Here is a 16,785-nt window from a genome sequence, read left to right as displayed (position 1 = left end):
ATGTCCGGTCACGCATTCGAGCAGCACGATCACCATTCCTGCATCGCCGACGGCGTCACCGCCGCCGTGGCCTACTGCGCCGAGCACAAGCTGCAGTTCACCAAGACGCGGAAGCGCGTTCTTGAGATCCTGCTGGAAAGGCACAGGGCGATGGGCGCCTACGAGATCCTCGACCGTCTCCGGGAAGAGGGCCTCGGCTCGCAGCCGCCCGTCGCCTACCGCGCCCTTGATTTTCTCGTGACCAACGGCTTCGCCCACCGCATCGAGCGGCTGAACGCCTTCATCGCCTGCACGCACGTCGAATCCGGTCACGCGCCGGCCTTCCTGATCTGCCGCTCCTGTGAGCGCGTGGTGGAAGCCGAGACCGATCTCGGCGCCGGCGAGCTGGCCCGCGCGGCGGCCGCGACGGGCTTCGTGATCGAGCGCACGGTGCGGGAGGCGGAAGGGCTTTGCCCCGATTGCAGTCCGAGCGAGGTGGCATGACGGCGCTGATCGAGACGGCCGGCCTGACCGTTCGCTACGGCGGGGCCACGGTCCTCGACCGGGTCGATCTAAGCATCGAACGTGGGGAGATCGTCACGATCGTCGGCCCGAACGGGTCCGGCAAGTCGACCCTCCTGCGGTCCCTTCTCGGTGGCGTTGCGCCGAGCCGTGGAACGATCCGCCGCGCGCCGGGCCTGCGCATCGGCTACGTGCCCCAGCGCCTCGTCCTCGATCCCACGCTCCCGATCACCGTGATGCGCTTCCTCGGCCTGCCGAGAAAGGTGCCGAGCGAGGCGCGCGTCGCGGCGCTCGAAGCTGCAGGCGTGCCCGGGATCGGCGAGCGGCAGATGTCGGCGCTTTCGGGCGGGCAGTTCCAGCGGGTGATGCTGGCGCGCGCCATACTGGAAAAGCCGGATCTTCTGATCCTGGACGAGGCGACGGCGGGGCTGGACCAGATCGGCGCGGCGGCCTTCTACCAGCGGATCGAGGGGCTCCGGACCGAGACCGGCTGCGCCATCCTGATGGTCAGCCACGATCTGCACGTGGTGATGAGTGCGTCCGACCGGGTGATCTGCCTCAACGGCCATGTCTGCTGCGAGGGAACCCCCGAGGTGGTCGCCGAGGCGCCGGTCTACCGCGCGCTCTTCGGGGAGGGCACGAAAGGCACCTTCGCGCTCTATCGTCACAAGCATGACCACGAGCATGATCACGTCGCCGGAGATGCGTGTTCGCATGGGCCGGCGAAGGCGCTTTCGGCAGCTGATCCCCATGCAGGCCGGCAGTCGGAGGCCGCAGAGTGATACTCGACGATTTCATGGTCCGCGCCACGCTTGCGGCGATCGGCACGGCGCTGGCTGCCGCGCCGCTCGGCTGCTTCGTCGTCTGGCGGCGGATGGCGTATTTCGGCGATGCCACCGCCCATGCCGCAATCCTCGGGGTGGCGCTGTCGCTCGCCCTGTCCCTGCCCATCTTCGCGGGGGCTCTCGTCGTGGCGCTGATCATGGCGACGACGGTGGCGCTCCTTTCGGGCCGGGGCTACGCGATGGATACGCTTCTCGGTGTCCTCGCGCATTCGGCGCTGGCCTTCGGGCTCGTCGCGGTCTCGTTTCTCACGACGGTGCGGATCGACCTGATGTCCTACCTCTTCGGGGACATTCTCGCGGTCGATCGCACCGATCTCGGCATCATCTGGGGCGGAGCGGCGCTCGTGATCGCGCTCATCGCGTGGCGCTGGTCCGCACTTCTGACATCGACGCTCAGTCCCGACCTCGCCCGCGCGGCGGGGATCGATCCGAGGCGGGAACAGCTGGTGCTGACCTTTGCGCTCGCGGTGGTGGTCGCCGTGGCGATCAAGGTCGTCGGTGTCCTTCTGATCACCGCGATGCTGATCATCCCGGCGGCGACGGCTCGGACCTTCTCGCGGACGCCGGAGGCGATGGCGGTCATAGCGGCGGGCACGGGCATCGCGGCGGCCTTGGGCGGGCTCCGGCTGTCCTACGATTTCGATACGCCCACCGGCCCGACCATCGTCTGCGTCGTCGCGGTCTTCTTCTGCGCGGCCTCCATCTTCGCGGCCCTGCGCGAGGTGGTGTCCCGCCGGGGCGGGGCGCCAGCGGATTAGCGGAAGCGCAGGTTGTCGCGGGTCAGCTGCTCGATCCTGTCGCGCCCCATCAGGCGCATGTCCCGCACGAGCTCGTCGCGCATGAGGCCGAGGGCGCGCTCGACGCCGGGTTGCCCGGCCGCGGCGAGCGGGAAGAGGTAATAGCGCCCGAGCCCCACCGCCTTTGCGCCGAGCGAGAGCGCCTTGATGACGTGGCTGCCCCGCGTCACGCCGCTGTCGAGCAGGACGTCCAGCCGGTCGCCGGCGGCCTGCACGATCTCGTCAAGTTGGTCGAAGGAGGAGCGGGAGCCGTCCAATTGCCTTCCGCCATGGTTCGAGATGACAACGCCGTTGCAGCCTATATCGGCTGCGCGCACCGCATCCTCGGGCGCCATCACGCCCTTGAGGCAGAACTGCCCGCCCCAGAGCTCCACCATCTCGGCGACGTCGTCCCAGGTCATCGTCGGGTCGAGCATCTCGCCGAAATACTCGGAGATCGACGCCGTCCCGCCGCCCATGTCGATATGGTAGTCGAGCTGGGGCAGGGAGAATTTCTCGTGCCGGACGTAGTTGATGCCCCAGGCGGGCTTCATCACGAACTGCGCCAGGCCGCGGGCATTGAGCCTGAAGGGGATCGAGAAGCCGGTGCGCTTGTCCCGCTCGCGGTTGCCGCCGGTGATGCTGTCCACCGTCAGCATCATCACCTCGACGCCCGCCTCCTTCGCTCGCTCCATCATCGCGCGGTTCAGGCCCCGGTCCTTGTGGAAGTAGAACTGGTAGACCTGCGGATTGGAGTGGCGACGGCGCACTTCCTCGAGGCTGACCGTGCCGAGGGAGGAGACGCCGAACATGGTGCCGAACTTCGCCGCCGCTGCCGCCGTCGCCCGCTCCCCCTCGTGATGGAACAGCCGCTGGAGCGCCGTCGGCGAGCAGTAGACGGGCAGGTCCAGCTTCTGCCCCATGACAGTGACGGAGAGGTCGATGTCCTGCTTCCCGCGCAGGACGTTCGGAATGAGGTCGACGTCGGCGAAGGATGCGGCGTTGCGCGCGAGGGTGCCCTCGTCATCCGCCGCACCGTCGATGTAGTTGAAGATCGGACCCGGCAGGCGCCGCTCCGCAAGGCGGCGGAAGTCGCGGAAGTTGTGGCAGTCTTTCAGTCTCATGTCGTCCTCCCGGTGCGGTCGCGCCACGTTTCTGCATAGGCCCGAAGCGCGTCCTCGTCACGCGGCACAATGGCGCGCCCGGGCTGTTCGACGTGAGGCCCCACGAGGAGGAGCGCGCCGCCCACGGACGTCCCGGTGGCCGAGGCGCTCGCCTCCACCGGGCCGCGGAGGGCACTGAGCATGTCGAGGTAATCCTCGTTCCGGGCGAAGGGGCCCTCCACGATCACGGGGCCGTCCGCGCCGATCAGCTCGAGACAGGTATCGGTCATCAGCGCCAGGTACCAGGAGAGCGCGAGGCGCCGCTCCCCGTCCGTCCGGGGCTCGCGGGTGAAGCCGCCGGCATGGTCTCCGAAAGGACCCGTGCCGGGCTCGATGGCGGGCAGGATGAAGAGATCGTCCAGTACTGCCGAGCGGTCGGCCTCGGTGGTTCTAGCCTCCCCCTCCGGCCGCAGCCGCTCGTATTCGCGGCCTCCCATGAACCGGGCGGATGGCACGGCGTCCCCGAGGGCGTTCACGTTGACCAGCGTATCGCGTGCGGGATCGAGCGAGCGGGACGCGCCGCCGACCGCCATCGCGATGACCCATGTGCCCGTCGAGACGACCGAGAACGGCGCGGCCCGGCCGGCCAGATGGGGATAGAGCGAGGCGTTGCTGTCATGGATCCCGCAGACGACCGGCGTTCCCTCGGCGATGCCGGTGTGGGCGGCGAGGTCCGGCCGGAGGGTGCCGAGGATATCGGAGGAGCGGCGGGCGGGCGCGAGGCGCTTCGAAAGGCCAAGCTTCTCCACGAGCGACGAGGGCCGACCCTGCCATGGATTCCACAGATCGGTGTGACAGCCGAGGGAGGTCACGTCCGTCGCCAGTTCCCCGGTCAGCCGATAGCCCCAATATTGCGGGTAGGTGACGACATGGGCGAGCCGTTCGCCCAGATCCGGATCGCGGCCGAGTTGCCAGTGCAGCTGCGCGCCGAGATTGAGGCCGAGCGGCAGGCGCGGGGACCCAGTTTCCGAGAAGGGCGGGCGGATGGCGTCGTAGGCCTCCGCGCTCTCCGAGGGGCCGTCATGCTCGTAATCCAGCATTGGCGCCGCGAGCGATCCGTCCCCCGCCAGAAGAACGGCGGCGGCGCCGTGGGTGGTCACGGAAATGGCGTCGATCCCGTGGCTGGACGCGATGTCGCGGAGCGCATCCAAGAGGAACGTCCAGTGTCCGTCCAGATCGAAATGCGGATAGGGCGGTCCGGGGCGGACCGCGTTCGGCCGCGTCCGCACATCTGTTTCGGACAGCGTGTCTGCATCCACGAGGGCCAGCTTGACGTTGGTCTTGCCGATATCGATGACGGCGATACGCTTTGGTTTCATGGAAGATGGAAGACCGTCTCGAGATCCCGTTGCCACGGGGATTGGTCGGCGTTCGTCTCCATGATGTCAGCCATGTGCGCCCACCAGCGGCGCATGACCGGATGCTCCGGCAGCGCCTCCATCCCGTGATCGTCGCTGCGCCAGAGCACGCCGAAGAGGGTGGACGTCTCGCGGTCGAGATGGATCGAATAGTCGCTCACGCCGGCGCCCTTCAGAAGCTCCGCAAGCTCCGGCCAGATCTCGTCGTGCCGGCGGCGATACTCGTCTTCCTGGCCGGGGACGAGCCGCATGACGAAGGCGTGCTTCTCGCTCATGCCGCCTTCCCCGTCCGGACGAGCCGGATCAGGCGGGGCAGGGCGATGACGCCGATCAGGAGCGCGCCGATGAAGATCGACATGACGATGCCCGGCACGTTCAGAAGCCCGAGGCCGAATGTCACCATTCCCATGATCAGGGCCGCGATCACCACGCCGAGGATCGAGCCTGCGCCGCCGAGGATCGACACGCCGCCGAGGACGACCATCGTCACCACTTCGAGTTCCCACGCGAACGCGATGGAGGGGCGGGTGGAGCCGAGGCGCGCGGTCAGACAGATCGCGGCGATGCCGGACATCAGGCCGGTGAGCAGGAACAGGATCATCTTCACCCGCGCAACCCTGATGCCGGAGAAGGTCGCGGCGGTGGCGTTGTTGCCGATGGCGTAGATCTGCCGTCCGAAATTGGTCGCGTGAAGGACGACGCCGTAGATCACGGCGAGGACCGCGAAGAGGACCAGTTCGAAGGAGATCACCCAGAAGACGTAGCCGCGCCCGAAGAAGGCGAAGTCCGAAGGGTAGCCGTTGAAGGCCTGATCGCCGAGAACGATGTAGCTGATCCCGCGGAAGAGGCTCATCGTACCGATGGTCACGACGATGGACGGCAGGCCGAGCCTCGTCACGAGAAGCCCGTTGAACGCCCCGCAGACAAGGCCGACGCCGAGGCCGATCAGCACGAGCACCGGCATTCCGGCGCCGTATTGCAGCGCCCAGCCCATCGCGGTCGACGCGAGGGCGATGATCCCGGCGACCGAGAGGTCGATCTCCCCGGCGATGATGAGAAGGGCCATCGCGAAGGCGATCATCGCCTTTTCGGTGAAGTTGAACGTCGCGTCCGAGAGGTTCCAGGGATCGAGGAAGTAGGGGCTCGCCTGCGTGTTGGCGAGGAAGATCAGGATGGCGATGACGGTGAGCAACAGTTCCCACGAGCGCAGGATGCGGGCCGGGCGGCTCGCGAGCCGGTCGGGAACGTGGCGGGGTCTCGTACCCTCTGCGATGCTCATTGGGCAGGCTCCTTGAGGATGACGCGGCCGGGATCCTTGCGGCGGTTGAAGGCGACGGCGATGATGATCGCGGCGCCCGAGATCGCCATCTGCCAGAACGGCGAGATGCCGGCGACGGGCAGCGCGTTCTTGATCGTGCCGAGAAAGAGTGCGCCGAGGACCGCGCCGGTGACGCTTCCGAGGCCGCCGGCGATGGAGATGCCACCGATCACGCAGGCGGCGACGATATCGAGCTCGAACCCGCCCGCCACGTCGGTATAGGCGACCGCGTAGCGCGAGACCCAGAGATACCCGCACAGACCGGCGAGGCCGCCCGCGATCACGAAGGCCATGAACCGCGTCCGCCCGACGTCGATGCCGGTATAGACCGCCGCCGAAGGGTTGCCGCCGACGGCGAAGAAGGCCCGGCCGAGCGCGGTGCGGTTCACGAGGATGGCAAAGCCCGCGATGACGGCGAGGGCGATCCAGCTCAGGACCGGGAGCGTCAGGAACTCCGCCCGCGGGAACGCCTTGTAAGCCGCGCTCATCTCGTGGGAATTGACCCATGCGCCGCCCGAGACGACGAAGATGATGCCGCGATAGATCGTGAGCGTGCCGAGCGTGACGACGATGGGCGGGATGTCCAGCTTCCAGACGAGCAGGCCGTTGAACGCCCCCATCAGGAGGCCGAGCGCGACCGCGATGGAAATGAGCGCGACGACCGGAACACCCGGCATCGCCGCATTGATCATCGCGGTGACCATGCCCGTCAAAGCGAGGTTCGACGCCTGGCTGAGGTCGATGCAGCGGGTGAGGATCACCAGCGTCTGCCCGAGCGCCAGCATGATCAGGATCGAGGTGTCGTTGAAGACGGAGGCGAGGTTGCCGGGTGCCGCGAAGCCGGAGAACCGCGTCTCGACGAGCAGGATCAGCGCGACGAGCGCGGCCAGCAGGATCGCCTCGCGGGACGTGATGAACTGCTTCATGCGGCGGTCTCCTCGTATCCGGCCGCGGCGCGGACAAGCTGTTCGGGGGTCAGGCCGTCGCGGTCCAGTTCCGCGGCGATGCGGCCGTCCCGCATGACGATGACGCGGTCGGACATGCCGAGGATCTCCGGAATCTCGGAGCTGACCATGATGACGGACAGGCCCTCCGCGGCCAGCTCGGCCATGAACTCGTGAACCGCCGCCTTGGACCCGACGTCGATCCCCTTGGTCGGCTCGTCGAGGATGATGACCTTGGGTCTGGTCGCGAGCCACTTGGCGATGACGACCTTCTGCTGGTTGCCGCCCGAGAGGTTGCCGACCGCCTGATCGAGGGAGGCGGCCCGCAGATCCAGCCGTTCGGTGTATCTGCGGGCGAGGGCGAACTCATCGGCCATCTGCACGAAGCCGTTTCGGGAGGTCTGGGTGAGGGAGGGCAGGGTGACGTTCTGGAAGATCGGCATGGCGGTGATGGCGCCCTGCTTGCCCCTGTCCTCGGGGACGTAGACGATCCCGCGGGAGATGGCCTCCGCGGGGGAGCGGATCACGGCGACCTTGCCGTCGATCTTCACCGCGCCCTTGGACGGAGTGGTGACGCCGAATAGGGCCTGCATCAGCTCCGAGCGCCCGGCGCCCACGAGGCCGTAGAAGCCGAGGATCTCCCCCCGGCGCAGCCCGAAGCCGATATCGGCGAACTCGGTGGGGTGGGAATAGCCCGCGACGCGCAGGATCTCCTCCCCCGGACTGGACGTGCGCGCGGGGAAGATCGCGTCCATCGAGCGGCCGACCATCTTGGTGACGAGGGCGTCCTCGGTGACATCCTCCATCATCCCCGCGTCGACCATCTCGCCATCGCGGAAGACGGTATATCGGTCGGCGATGCGGAAGATCTCGTCGAACTTGTGGCTGATGAAGAGGATTGCCTTGCCTTCGGATTTCAGTCTTTCGACCAGCTCGTAGAGCTCCTCGATCTCCGCCTGGGAGAGGGAGGCGGTCGGCTCGTCCATGACCACGACGCGGGCATCGACGGACAGGGCGCGGGCGATGGCCACGAGGTGCTTCGACGCGATGCCGAGATCGCGGAGCGGGGCCATGGGATCGAGTTTCGCGCCGATGCGCGTCAGGATCTCGCGGGCCTCCGCCCGCATGCGGCTCCAGTCCATGAGGCCGAACCGGCCGCGCGGGGCGTGACCGAGGAAGATGTTCTCGGCGACCGTCAGCTCGTCGAAGAGGACGGTTTCCTGATGGATGGCGGTGACGCCGGCCTCCTGCGCCGCTGTGGCGGTGGGAAAGCGGGTAGTGGTCCCGTCCACCTCGATATGCCCTTCGTCGGGCTGGTAGATGCCGGTGAGGATCTTCACCAGCGTGGATTTGCCGGCGCCGTTCTCGCCGATCAGGGCGGTGACCTGCCCTTCGTGAAGCTCGAGCTCCACGCCGGACAGGGCCGTCACGCCCGGAAAGCGTTTCGTGATGCCTTCGAGGCGGAGCACCGGCCCCGCGATCGTCCTGCCGTCTTCCATGGGGGGGCCTTTGTCGATCCCGGGCTGGAAAGGTCGGCCCGGCCCCTGAGAAGAGGAGCCGGGCCCGATGGATCCCGGGAGGATCAGAAGACGCTCTTGAACTCGTCGATGTTCGAAGCGTCGTAGGTGAAGGGCTCGCTCATCGCGGCCTGGTTGTCGTCGTCCAGCGTCGCGGTGCCCATGCGGCCCATGCCAATCTCGGCGCCCGGCTCGGCCTTGGCCTCATCGGTGGCGAGGTTGTAGGCGAGCATGGCGGTCGCGTAGCCCAGATCGACCGGGTTCCAGATCGCGAAGGATTGGGACGCGCCGCTCTCGATGGCGCCGGCCATCTCGGAGGGCAGGCCGAGGCCGGTCACATTCACCTCGCCCGTCTTGCCGGCATCCTGAACGGCCTGCGCGGCGGCGACGATCCCCACCGAGGTCGGCGCGATGATCGCGTCGAGATCGGGATAGGATTGCAGCAGCCCCTGGGTTTCACGGTAGGACTTGTCGGCCAGGTCGTCGCCGTAAACCGTCGCCACCAGCTCGATGTCGGGATACTGGTCCATGACCTTTTCCATCTCAGCGATCCAGGTGTTCTGGTTCGTCGAGGTGGAGGTCGCCGACAGGACCGCGACCTTGCCGCCGTCGGGCAGCTTGTCCGCGGCGAGCTTGATGATCGTCTGACCGATCAGCTCGTCGGAGGAGGGGGCGAGGTGCATCTCGCGGCCCTCGGGGGCGACGCCCGAATCCCAGGAGATCACGGTGATGCCGCGCTGCATGGCCTTCTGAAGGGCCGGGACGACCGCGTCGGGATCGTTGGCGGAGATCGCGATGGCGTCCACCCGCTGTGCGACGAGGCTGTTGATCACCTCGATCTGGCCCTCGGCCGTGGTGCTGGTCGGGCCGGTATAGATGATCTCGGCATTGCCGAGCTCTTCGGCCGCTTCTTCCGCGCCTCGGGCGGCGGCTTCGAAGAAGCCGTTGCCGAGCGACTTGGCGACGAGGGCGATGCGCACGTTGTCCTGTGCCATGGCGGTCGTGCCCATGAGGGCCGCGGCGACCCCCGTGGCGATGGCGATGCGTCTGGTGATGCTCATGTCGTTTCCTCCCTGGATGAGCGGTTCGTTGATTACCCCGCGGAGCGCGCCTCCTGCGCGCGGTTCGGGGTCGTGACGGTCAGCGTGATGCCCTCGGCCTCGATCATCGCGGCGTCGGCATCGCCGATCCCGTCATCGGTGATGACCGTGTCGATGCGCGACAGCGGACAGAGGATCAGCGCGGAGCGGTTCCGGAACTTGCTGGAATCGACCATCAGGACGACCTCGTCGGCCTGGCCGATGAGCTTGGTCTCCGCCTGGATGATGAGCGGGTCCTGCTCCATCACGCCGAGTTTGGAGAGGCCTTGCGCCCCGAGGAACATGCGTTTGGCCGCAAAATTGCGCGTGACGTCGTTCTCGAAGGGGCTGAGGACGATGTTCTGCTCGCGGTAGATCGTGCCGCCGGCGAGCATCACGGTGTTCTTAGACTGCTTGAGCAGATGCTCGGCGATCGGAAAGGAGTTGGTGAAGACGAGGCAGCGGCGATTGGCCAGCGGGTGGACCATCTGGAAGGTGGTCGTGCCGCCGTTGATGATGATCGCATCCCCGTCGTCGCACATCTCGACCGCGGCCTGCGCGATGGCGCGCTTCTCGGCGACGCGGCGGGTGGCGTTCATCTCGAAGGGGCGCCCGGAGAGACCGACGAATTGCGGCGGCGCGAGGCTCTCGACCCCGCCGCGCACCCGGCGGACCTTCTTCTGCATGTGGAGGGTGGCAATGTCCCGGCGGACCGTCGCCTCGGAGGCGTCGGTAAGTTCGCAGATCTCGGACACCGTCACCACGGGCCGGGCCTGGACGGCCGACAGGATCACGCGATGACGCTCACTTTCAATCATGGACACTCCTCCCGGCGCTCAGATTTCCCATATTTTACCTTTCTGTCAATCATAAATCGTCATAAGTAATCGTTTATGCGGTGCGACGTGATTGGTGTTGATCGCTTTGGATTGACTTTCACCCGCTCCCCTCGGAGAGTGCTGCGCGATTGAACGAGGCTCGATGCGGGGGAGACCAGCCATGCCCGAGGATACCGCCGGCGGAATGATCGCCAACAACTGGGACTCCGCGAAGGCGCAGTCGATGAGCGAGCCGGAGAAGCTTCTCTACCGCTCGAACCTTCTCGGCTCCGACAAGCGGGTCACCAATTACGGCGGGGGCAACACCTCCGCCAAGGTCATGCAGCCCGATCCCCTGACCGGCGAAGAGGTCGAGGTGCTGTGGGTGAAGGGCTCGGGCGGCGATATCGGCTCGATGGACATGGCCGGCTTCTCGACCCTCTACATGGACAAGCTGCGCGCGCTCAAAGGGGCCTATCGGGGCCTCGAGCACGAGGACGAGATGGTGGGCTACCTGCCGCATTGCACGTTCAACCTGAACCCGCGCGCCGCCTCCATCGACACGCCGCTTCATGCCTACGTGCCAAAGAAACACGTCGATCACGTCCATCCGGATGCTGTCATCGCGATCGCCGCTTCCGAGGATTCCAGGGAGCTGACGCAGAAGATCTACGGCGATGCGATCGGCTGGCTGCCGTGGAAGCGTCCGGGCTACGAGCTCGGCCTCTGGCTCGAGAAATTCTGCAAGGAGAACCCCGAGGCGAAGGGGGTCGTCCTCGAAAGCCACGGCCTCTTCACCTGGGCCGACGATGCCGAGGAATGCTACAAGCTAACCCTCGATGCGATCAACCGCGCGATCGAATGGTTCGCGTCGGAGACGGCGGGCAAGGCGGCCTTCGGCGGCGAGGTCCAAGCTCCGCTCCCCGCAGATGAGCGCCGCCAGATCGCCTCGTCCCTGATGCCCGCGATCCGCGGGATGATCTCGGAAGACGGCTACAAGGTCGGTCATTTCGACGACCAGAATGCCGTTCTGCAATTCGTCGGCGCGAAGGACATGGAGCGCCTCGCCGCCCTCGGCACCTCTTGCCCGGACCACTTCCTGCGCACCAAGATCCGGCCGCTCGTGGTCGACTTCGACCCGGCCAATCCCGATGTGGACGGCACGCTCGAGCGCCTGAAGGGCATGGTCGAGACCTACCGCGCCGATTACGCCGCCTACTACGAGCGCTGCAAGCATGACGACAGCCCGGCCATGCGGGACCCCAACGCGGTCGTCTACCTCGTGCCCGGCGTCGGCATGATCACCTTCGCCAAGGACAAGGCGACGGCGCGGATCTCGGGCGAGTTCTACGTCAACGCCATCAACGTGATGCGCAACTCGGACGCCGTCTCGACCTACCAGGGCCTGCCGGAGCAGGAGGCGTTCGACATCGAGTACTGGCTCCTCGAGGAGGCCAAGCTCCAGCGGATGCCGAAGCCGAAATCGCTCGCGGGCCGCATCGCCATCGTCACCGGCGGCGCCGGCGGCATCGGGGCGGCGACGGCGGAGAAGTATCTCAGCGAAGGCGCCAGCGTCGTCCTTGCCGACATCGACGCCGACGCGCTCGCCGCCACGAAGGAGACCCTCGCGAAGCGGTACTCGGCGGACGTCGTGAGCACGGTCGAGATGAACGTGACGCGCGAGGATGCCGTCGCGGACGCCTATGCCGAGATGGCGGTCCGGTTCGGCGGGGTGGACATCGTCGTCTCCAATGCAGGCATCGCCTCCTCCGCGAAGGTCGAGGACACGACGCTCGAGCTGTGGGACAAGAACATGTCCATCCTATCTACCGGGTATTTCCTCGTCTCCCGCGAGGCGTTCCGGATGCTGAAAAAGCAGGGCATCGGCGGCTCCATCGTCTTCGTCGCCTCGAAGAACGGTCTCGCCGCGAGCCCCGGCGCTTCCGCCTACTGCACCGCGAAGGCCTCCGAGATCCATCTCGCCCGCTGCCTCGCCCTCGAAGGCGCCCCCGAGGGCATCCGGGTCAACACCGTGAACCCCGATGCGGTGCTTCGCGGCTCCAAGATCTGGTCCGGCGAGTGGCTCGACCAGCGTGCGAGCACCTACGGCACGGACAAGGAGGGGCTCGAGGAGATGTACCGCGAGCGGTCGCTCCTGAAGCGATCCGTGCTGCCGGAGGACATCGCCGCGGCCTGCTACTTCTTCGCCAGCGACGAGAGCGCCAAGTCCACCGGCAACATCGTCAATGTCGATGCCGGCAACGTTCAGGCCTTCACGCGCTGAGGCGCGTGCGGCTCGAAAGGGAGGGAAGATGCCAATGATCGGCAAGGACAGGATCGACGCCGCCAACGAGGCGGCTGAAGCGGATCTTCGCGCGGAATACGACGCGCTCGGCGCAGTGCTGGACCGTCGCGCGATCGACATCGCAGGCGTGAAGGAGAAGGTCGCGGGCTACGGCATCGCCGTTCCGTCATGGGGCGTCGGGACCGGTGGCACCCGCTTCGCCCGCTTTCCGGGGGCGGGGGAGCCGGCGACGATCTTCGACAAGCTCGACGATTGCGGCGTCATCCACGAGCTGACCGGGGCGACCCCCCGCGTGTCTCTTCATGTTCCGTGGGACGATGCCGATCCGGCGGATCTCGTCGCAAAGGCAGAGGAGCTCGGCCTCGGCTTCGACGCGATCAATTCCAACACCTTCCAGGATCAGGCGGAGCAGGCGGCGAGCTTCAAGTTCGGCTCGCTGTCGCACACGCAGAAGGAGGTCCGGTCGCAGGCGGTGGAGCACAATCTCTACTGCATTGAGCTCGGCAGGAAGATCGGGTCGCGCGCGCTGACGATCTGGGTCGGGGACGGCTCCAACTTCCCCGGTCAGGTCAACTTCACGCGCCAGTTCGAGCGCTACCTGGACAGCGCAAGAGAGATCTACGCCGGGCTGCCGGAGGATTGGCGGCTGTTCACCGAGCACAAGATCTTCGAGCCCGCCTTCTACTCCACCGTGGTTCAGGACTGGGGCACCAACTACCTGATCGCGACCGAATTGGGGGACCGCGCGTCCTGCCTCGTCGATCTCGGTCATCATGCGCCGACGGTGAATATCGAGATGATCGTCGCCCGGCTGATCCAGTTCGGCAAGCTCGGCGGGTTCCACTTCAATGACAGCAAGTACGGCGACGACGACCTCGATACGGGCTCCATAGACCCCTACCGCCTGTTCCTCGTCTTCAACGAGCTGGTGGAGGCGGCCGACGTGCCGGGGTTCGATCCCGCGCACATGCTCGACCAGAGCCACAACGTGACGGATCCCATTGAAAGCCTGATGAACTCCGCCATGGAAGTGCAGCGCGCCTACGCGCAGGCGCTGATCGTGGACCGGGGCGCCCTCGGCGGGTTCCAGGAGGAGAATGACGCGCTCATGGCCTCCGAGACCCTGAAGCGGGCCTTCCGCACGGACGTCACCCCGATCCTGCAGATGGCCCGGCTCGAGAAGGGCTGCGCCATCGATCCCGTCGCGGCCTATCGCGCTTCGGGCTATCGCGGGAAGGTCGCGGGCGAGCGCCCGGTCTCGACCTCCGGCGGGGGTGGCATCGTCTGAAGAAGACGCCCGCCTGACTGCGTGTCGATCAGGCGCCGTGCCCTCGCTTGGCATGGCGCCTACGCTTTAAGGCCTCGACCGGCTTACGTCCTGCTACCAAGAGGCCCGCAGGCGGACGCTCCCTTACTCCGCTCCATCGGCGATCAGAGCGGTCGGATCTATTCCGCGCTTTTCGGCGCTGGCGCGCAGGGCTTCGCGCAGGGACTTGCTCCGTCGAAGGAGGCGCCGAAAGCGTGCCTCGTCCAGGACGGCCAGCGTGGACGGGGCAATGGCGCGGACCTTGGTGCGGAGCGAGCGGGCCATCAGGATTTCCATCTGGCCGAACATCTCGCCGCGGCCGAGCCGCCATGTCTGGCCGGCGCTCTCCAGCTCCACCGCACCGGAGACGATGAAGAAGACGCTCCGCGCCGCGATGTCCTTTCGGACCACCACGTCCCCTGCATTGACGTAGCGGGTCCGAAGCGCACGGGCGAGGCGGGCGAGGGAGGCCTCGTCGAGGTCGGAGAAGAGCGGAAGCTGGCGGACGAGCTGGCTTCTCTGGAGCGCGAGGTCGAGCGGGGGGCGTTCCTCCGACACGGTGCGGCGGTGGGCGCCGCCCTGGATCAGCGCCGTATGCACCTCTTCCCCGATCAGCCCGTCCTCCCGCATCGCATCGTATTCCCGCTCCTCGAGGCGCAGCGCGGTGCGGCGGATGAAGCGGCGCTCCAGTTCCTCGGCATAGCCCGGATATTGCAGGCGAAGGCTTTCGAGCGCCGTCTCTATGGCCTCGATGCGGCGTGAGAGAAGCTCGTGCAGCAGGTCCGCCACGCGGCGCCCGTGGATGCGCCGGATGCGCCCGTCGATGAAGGCGCCGAGGTCCCGAAGGATCAGGCGTTGAGACAGCAGAAGCTCGAAGCGGTCGGCGGTGATCCGGGCGAGAGGAGCGGAGATCCCTGCGCGGTCATGAAGGCGCATGGCCGCCTGGAACGCGCTGCTGTAGGCCACGCTCGACCGGGCCGCGTTCTGGTAGCCGTTTCGCCCGTGGATCCGCGTTCCCTCTATCAGGCTGTCGGCATTCGACAGGACCTGTTCGGCCATATTTCCGGAGATCGTCCGCTCCCGGACGCGGCTCAGGATTGTGTCCCGCTCGTGGCCGGCCAGAGCGATGAGACCGAGCGTGACGCGGTCCCGGTCGAGGATGTCGGAGCTGTCCTCAGCCTCGGTGACGGCGTCGTCGAGGCGCTCCCCGAACCGCTTGGCTTCCGAGCGGACGATGTCCCGGCTCAGCTCGTACTTCTCCGTTGTCTTTGCCACGTCCGCCCGCACGGTCTGCAGCGCGACGGCGACGACCTGACGGGACAGCGCCTCGTCCATCGGCGACAGCCGGTCGAGCCCGAGCCGTCCGATCACCCAGCGCAGCGTCGTGCCCTGCACCATGAGGGTGTAGAGCGTGAAGCCGGTGGCGAGGATGCCGACCACCCGCTTGACTTCGTCGGGAACGCGGAAGCTCTCGGTGACGGCCAGCGCAAGCGCGAGCGTCACCGCGCCCCTCAGCCCGCCCCAGAGGATCGCGACGCGGTAGGGCCGCTCCACCTGCGGCGACATCCGGGCGAGGCGGAGGAGCGGAAGCACGCCGAAGAGGATCACCGCCCGGGCCGCGAGTGCCGCGGCGATGACCACGCAGATCAGTCCGATATCGGCGACGTTCACCCTTTCGAGGAGCCGCGGGATCAGGAGCGCGGCGAGAATGAAGATGAGCGCCCCGGCCCAGTGCGCGAGAAGGTCCCAGACCTCGCGCAGGTTCGACCAGGCCTGCGGCGGCAGGCGACCCGGCCCGGTGAGGTTCAGCGTCACGCCAGCGGCGACGACGGCGATGACGCCGGAGGCCCCGATCAGTTGCTCGGCAGAGACATAGGCGAGGTAGGGCAGGGCGACGGAGATGGAGATCTGCGCCCGCTCGTGCCGATGGACAAGCGCCATCAGCCACACCGTGGCCCGCGCGATGACCCAGCCCGCGACGGCGCCGCCGATGATCAGGACGGGAAAGCGCGAGAGCGCATCGCCGAGCTCCGGGTCCGGCACGCCGCGCATGACGAACCCCATGAAGAGCCCGAAGAGCGCGATGGCGGCGGCATCGTTCAGCAGGCTCTCGCCCTCGATGATGCGCGCCAGCCGCCGCGGGGCCGACAGCGAGCGGAAGATGGAGACGACCGCCGAGGGGTCCGTGGTCGCGACGATGGAGCCGATCAGCAGGCACGCGGTGAGCGGAAGCGGGCTCGCCCAGAACAGCGCGTAGCCCACGCCCAGCGTCGCGACGACCACCGCCACCACGGCAAGGACGAGGATCGGCACCCAGTCGTCCATCATCCGGCGCAGGTTCATCCCGAGCGTCACCTGGAACAGCAGCGTCGGGAGGAAGACGTAAAGAAAGACGTTGGACCGGATCGGCAGACCGACGATCGCCTCGGCGACTGGGTTCAGCGCATCGGTCAGGTCGGTCCGCAGGAAAAAGATCGCGCCGAGGCCGATGACGATCCCGAGCGCGGCGAGGATCACGCTGTAGGGAAGGCGCAGCCGTGCCGCGAGCGGCTCGGCCACCCCGATCACCAGAAAGAGTGACGCAACGAGCGTCGTGAGTACGATGATGTCCATGACCGCTCGGATAGCATGAGAACGACGCGCGCGGGACCGTGTCCGGCCCTGCGGGAACGCCGTCGCAGGGGCGCGAGACTCTCCCGAAACGGTGTCGGGATAAAGCCCCGGAGATGCAGGGCGCGCGTCAGGTCGCGAAATTTTGCGCGGGGTGGCATGGGACGCGGAGTGCCGCGCGCTGCGACGCGATCACGCATGAGCGGGCATTGCGCCGGCGGCGGCGGCGGCCGATGTTCTGCTTC

At 67.2% G+C, this 16,785-nt stretch carries 14 protein-coding genes; 5 read left to right on the top strand and 9 right to left on the bottom strand.

All coding sequences use genetic code 11. The features are described from left to right. From DQG15_RS05555 to DQG15_RS05545, 3 genes are read left to right on the top strand one after another with little or no spacing between them, the layout of a single operon-like run. Complete coding sequence (locus DQG15_RS05555) at window positions 1–483, top strand: Fur family transcriptional regulator (RefSeq protein ID WP_116083389.1); 483 nt, start codon at window positions 1–3, stop codon at window positions 481–483. After that, window positions 480–1,283, top strand: coding sequence for a metal ABC transporter ATP-binding protein (locus tag DQG15_RS05550; protein ID WP_116083387.1), 804 nt, complete (start codon window positions 480–482; stop codon window positions 1,281–1,283). The genes DQG15_RS05555 and DQG15_RS05550 overlap by 4 nt, the downstream gene beginning before the upstream one ends. Beyond that, window positions 1,283–2,104: a metal ABC transporter permease gene (locus DQG15_RS05545; protein ID WP_116083765.1), complete on the top strand. Its 822-nt coding sequence runs from the start codon at window positions 1,283–1,285 to the stop codon at window positions 2,102–2,104. The genes DQG15_RS05550 and DQG15_RS05545 overlap by 1 nt, the downstream gene beginning before the upstream one ends. Here DQG15_RS05545 and DQG15_RS05540 read toward each other — a convergent pair. The 8 genes from DQG15_RS05540 to DQG15_RS05505 all read right to left on the bottom strand — a co-directional run bounded on the left by DQG15_RS05540 (window position 2,101) and on the right by DQG15_RS05505 (window position 10,319). Continuing rightward, window positions 2,101–3,246 (bottom strand): alpha-hydroxy acid oxidase, encoded by a 1,146-nt coding sequence (locus DQG15_RS05540; protein ID WP_116083385.1) that lies wholly within the window; start codon window positions 3,244–3,246, stop codon window positions 2,101–2,103. The genes DQG15_RS05545 and DQG15_RS05540 overlap by 4 nt on opposite strands. Continuing rightward, a complete protein-coding gene (locus DQG15_RS05535; protein WP_116083383.1) occupies window positions 3,243–4,604 on the bottom strand; it encodes an FGGY-family carbohydrate kinase in 1,362 nt (453 codons plus the stop codon). Before DQG15_RS05535 ends, DQG15_RS05540 begins: the two co-directional genes overlap by 4 nt. After that, window positions 4,601–4,918, bottom strand: coding sequence for an L-rhamnose mutarotase (rhaM, locus tag DQG15_RS05530; RefSeq protein ID WP_116083382.1), 318 nt, complete (start codon window positions 4,916–4,918; stop codon window positions 4,601–4,603). Before rhaM ends, DQG15_RS05535 begins: the two co-directional genes overlap by 4 nt. Beyond that, window positions 4,915–5,922: an ABC transporter permease gene (locus DQG15_RS05525; protein WP_116083380.1), complete on the bottom strand. Its 1,008-nt coding sequence runs from the start codon at window positions 5,920–5,922 to the stop codon at window positions 4,915–4,917. Before DQG15_RS05525 ends, rhaM begins: the two co-directional genes overlap by 4 nt. Further along, window positions 5,919–6,887 carry an ABC transporter permease gene (locus DQG15_RS05520; protein ID WP_116083379.1) on the bottom strand — a complete coding sequence of 323 codons (969 nt, stop codon included), beginning with the start codon at window positions 6,885–6,887 and terminating at the stop codon, window positions 5,919–5,921. The genes DQG15_RS05525 and DQG15_RS05520 overlap by 4 nt, the downstream gene beginning before the upstream one ends. After that, window positions 6,884–8,404, bottom strand: a complete 1,521-nt coding sequence (locus DQG15_RS05515; protein WP_116083377.1) for a sugar ABC transporter ATP-binding protein — start codon at window positions 8,402–8,404, stop codon at window positions 6,884–6,886. Before DQG15_RS05515 ends, DQG15_RS05520 begins: the two co-directional genes overlap by 4 nt. A gap of 83 nt (window positions 8,405–8,487) precedes the next feature. Further along, entirely contained in the window at window positions 8,488–9,483 is a 996-nt protein-coding gene (rhaS, locus tag DQG15_RS05510; RefSeq protein WP_116083375.1) for a rhamnose ABC transporter substrate-binding protein, read from the bottom strand. Between the two features lie 32 nt (window positions 9,484–9,515). Further along, window positions 9,516–10,319 carry a DeoR/GlpR family DNA-binding transcription regulator gene (locus DQG15_RS05505; RefSeq protein WP_116083374.1) on the bottom strand — a complete coding sequence of 268 codons (804 nt, stop codon included), beginning with the start codon at window positions 10,317–10,319 and terminating at the stop codon, window positions 9,516–9,518. 181 nt (window positions 10,320–10,500) lie between these two features. Between DQG15_RS05505 and DQG15_RS05500 the strand changes: the two genes are divergently transcribed. Continuing rightward, window positions 10,501–12,603, top strand: a complete 2,103-nt coding sequence (locus DQG15_RS05500) for a bifunctional rhamnulose-1-phosphate aldolase/short-chain dehydrogenase (RefSeq protein ID WP_116083372.1) — start codon at window positions 10,501–10,503, stop codon at window positions 12,601–12,603. A 34-nt stretch (window positions 12,604–12,637) separates the two neighbouring features. Continuing rightward, window positions 12,638–13,912 carry an L-rhamnose catabolism isomerase gene (gene rhaI / locus DQG15_RS05495; RefSeq protein WP_116083370.1) on the top strand — a complete coding sequence of 425 codons (1,275 nt, stop codon included), beginning with the start codon at window positions 12,638–12,640 and terminating at the stop codon, window positions 13,910–13,912. Between the two features lie 123 nt (window positions 13,913–14,035). On the opposite strand, the gene DQG15_RS05490 is transcribed toward rhaI, so the two are convergent. Then, window positions 14,036–16,543, bottom strand: coding sequence for a cation:proton antiporter (locus DQG15_RS05490; protein ID WP_116083369.1), 2,508 nt, complete (start codon window positions 16,541–16,543; stop codon window positions 14,036–14,038). Window positions 16,544–16,785 lie beyond the last annotated feature (242 nt).

The organism is Tropicimonas sp. IMCC34011 (assembly GCF_003390865.1).
Taxonomy (GTDB): domain Bacteria; phylum Pseudomonadota; class Alphaproteobacteria; order Rhodobacterales; family Rhodobacteraceae; genus Tropicimonas_B.
Note: the sequence above shows the minus strand (reverse complement) of the source record. Positions and strands in the feature narration are given on the sequence as shown.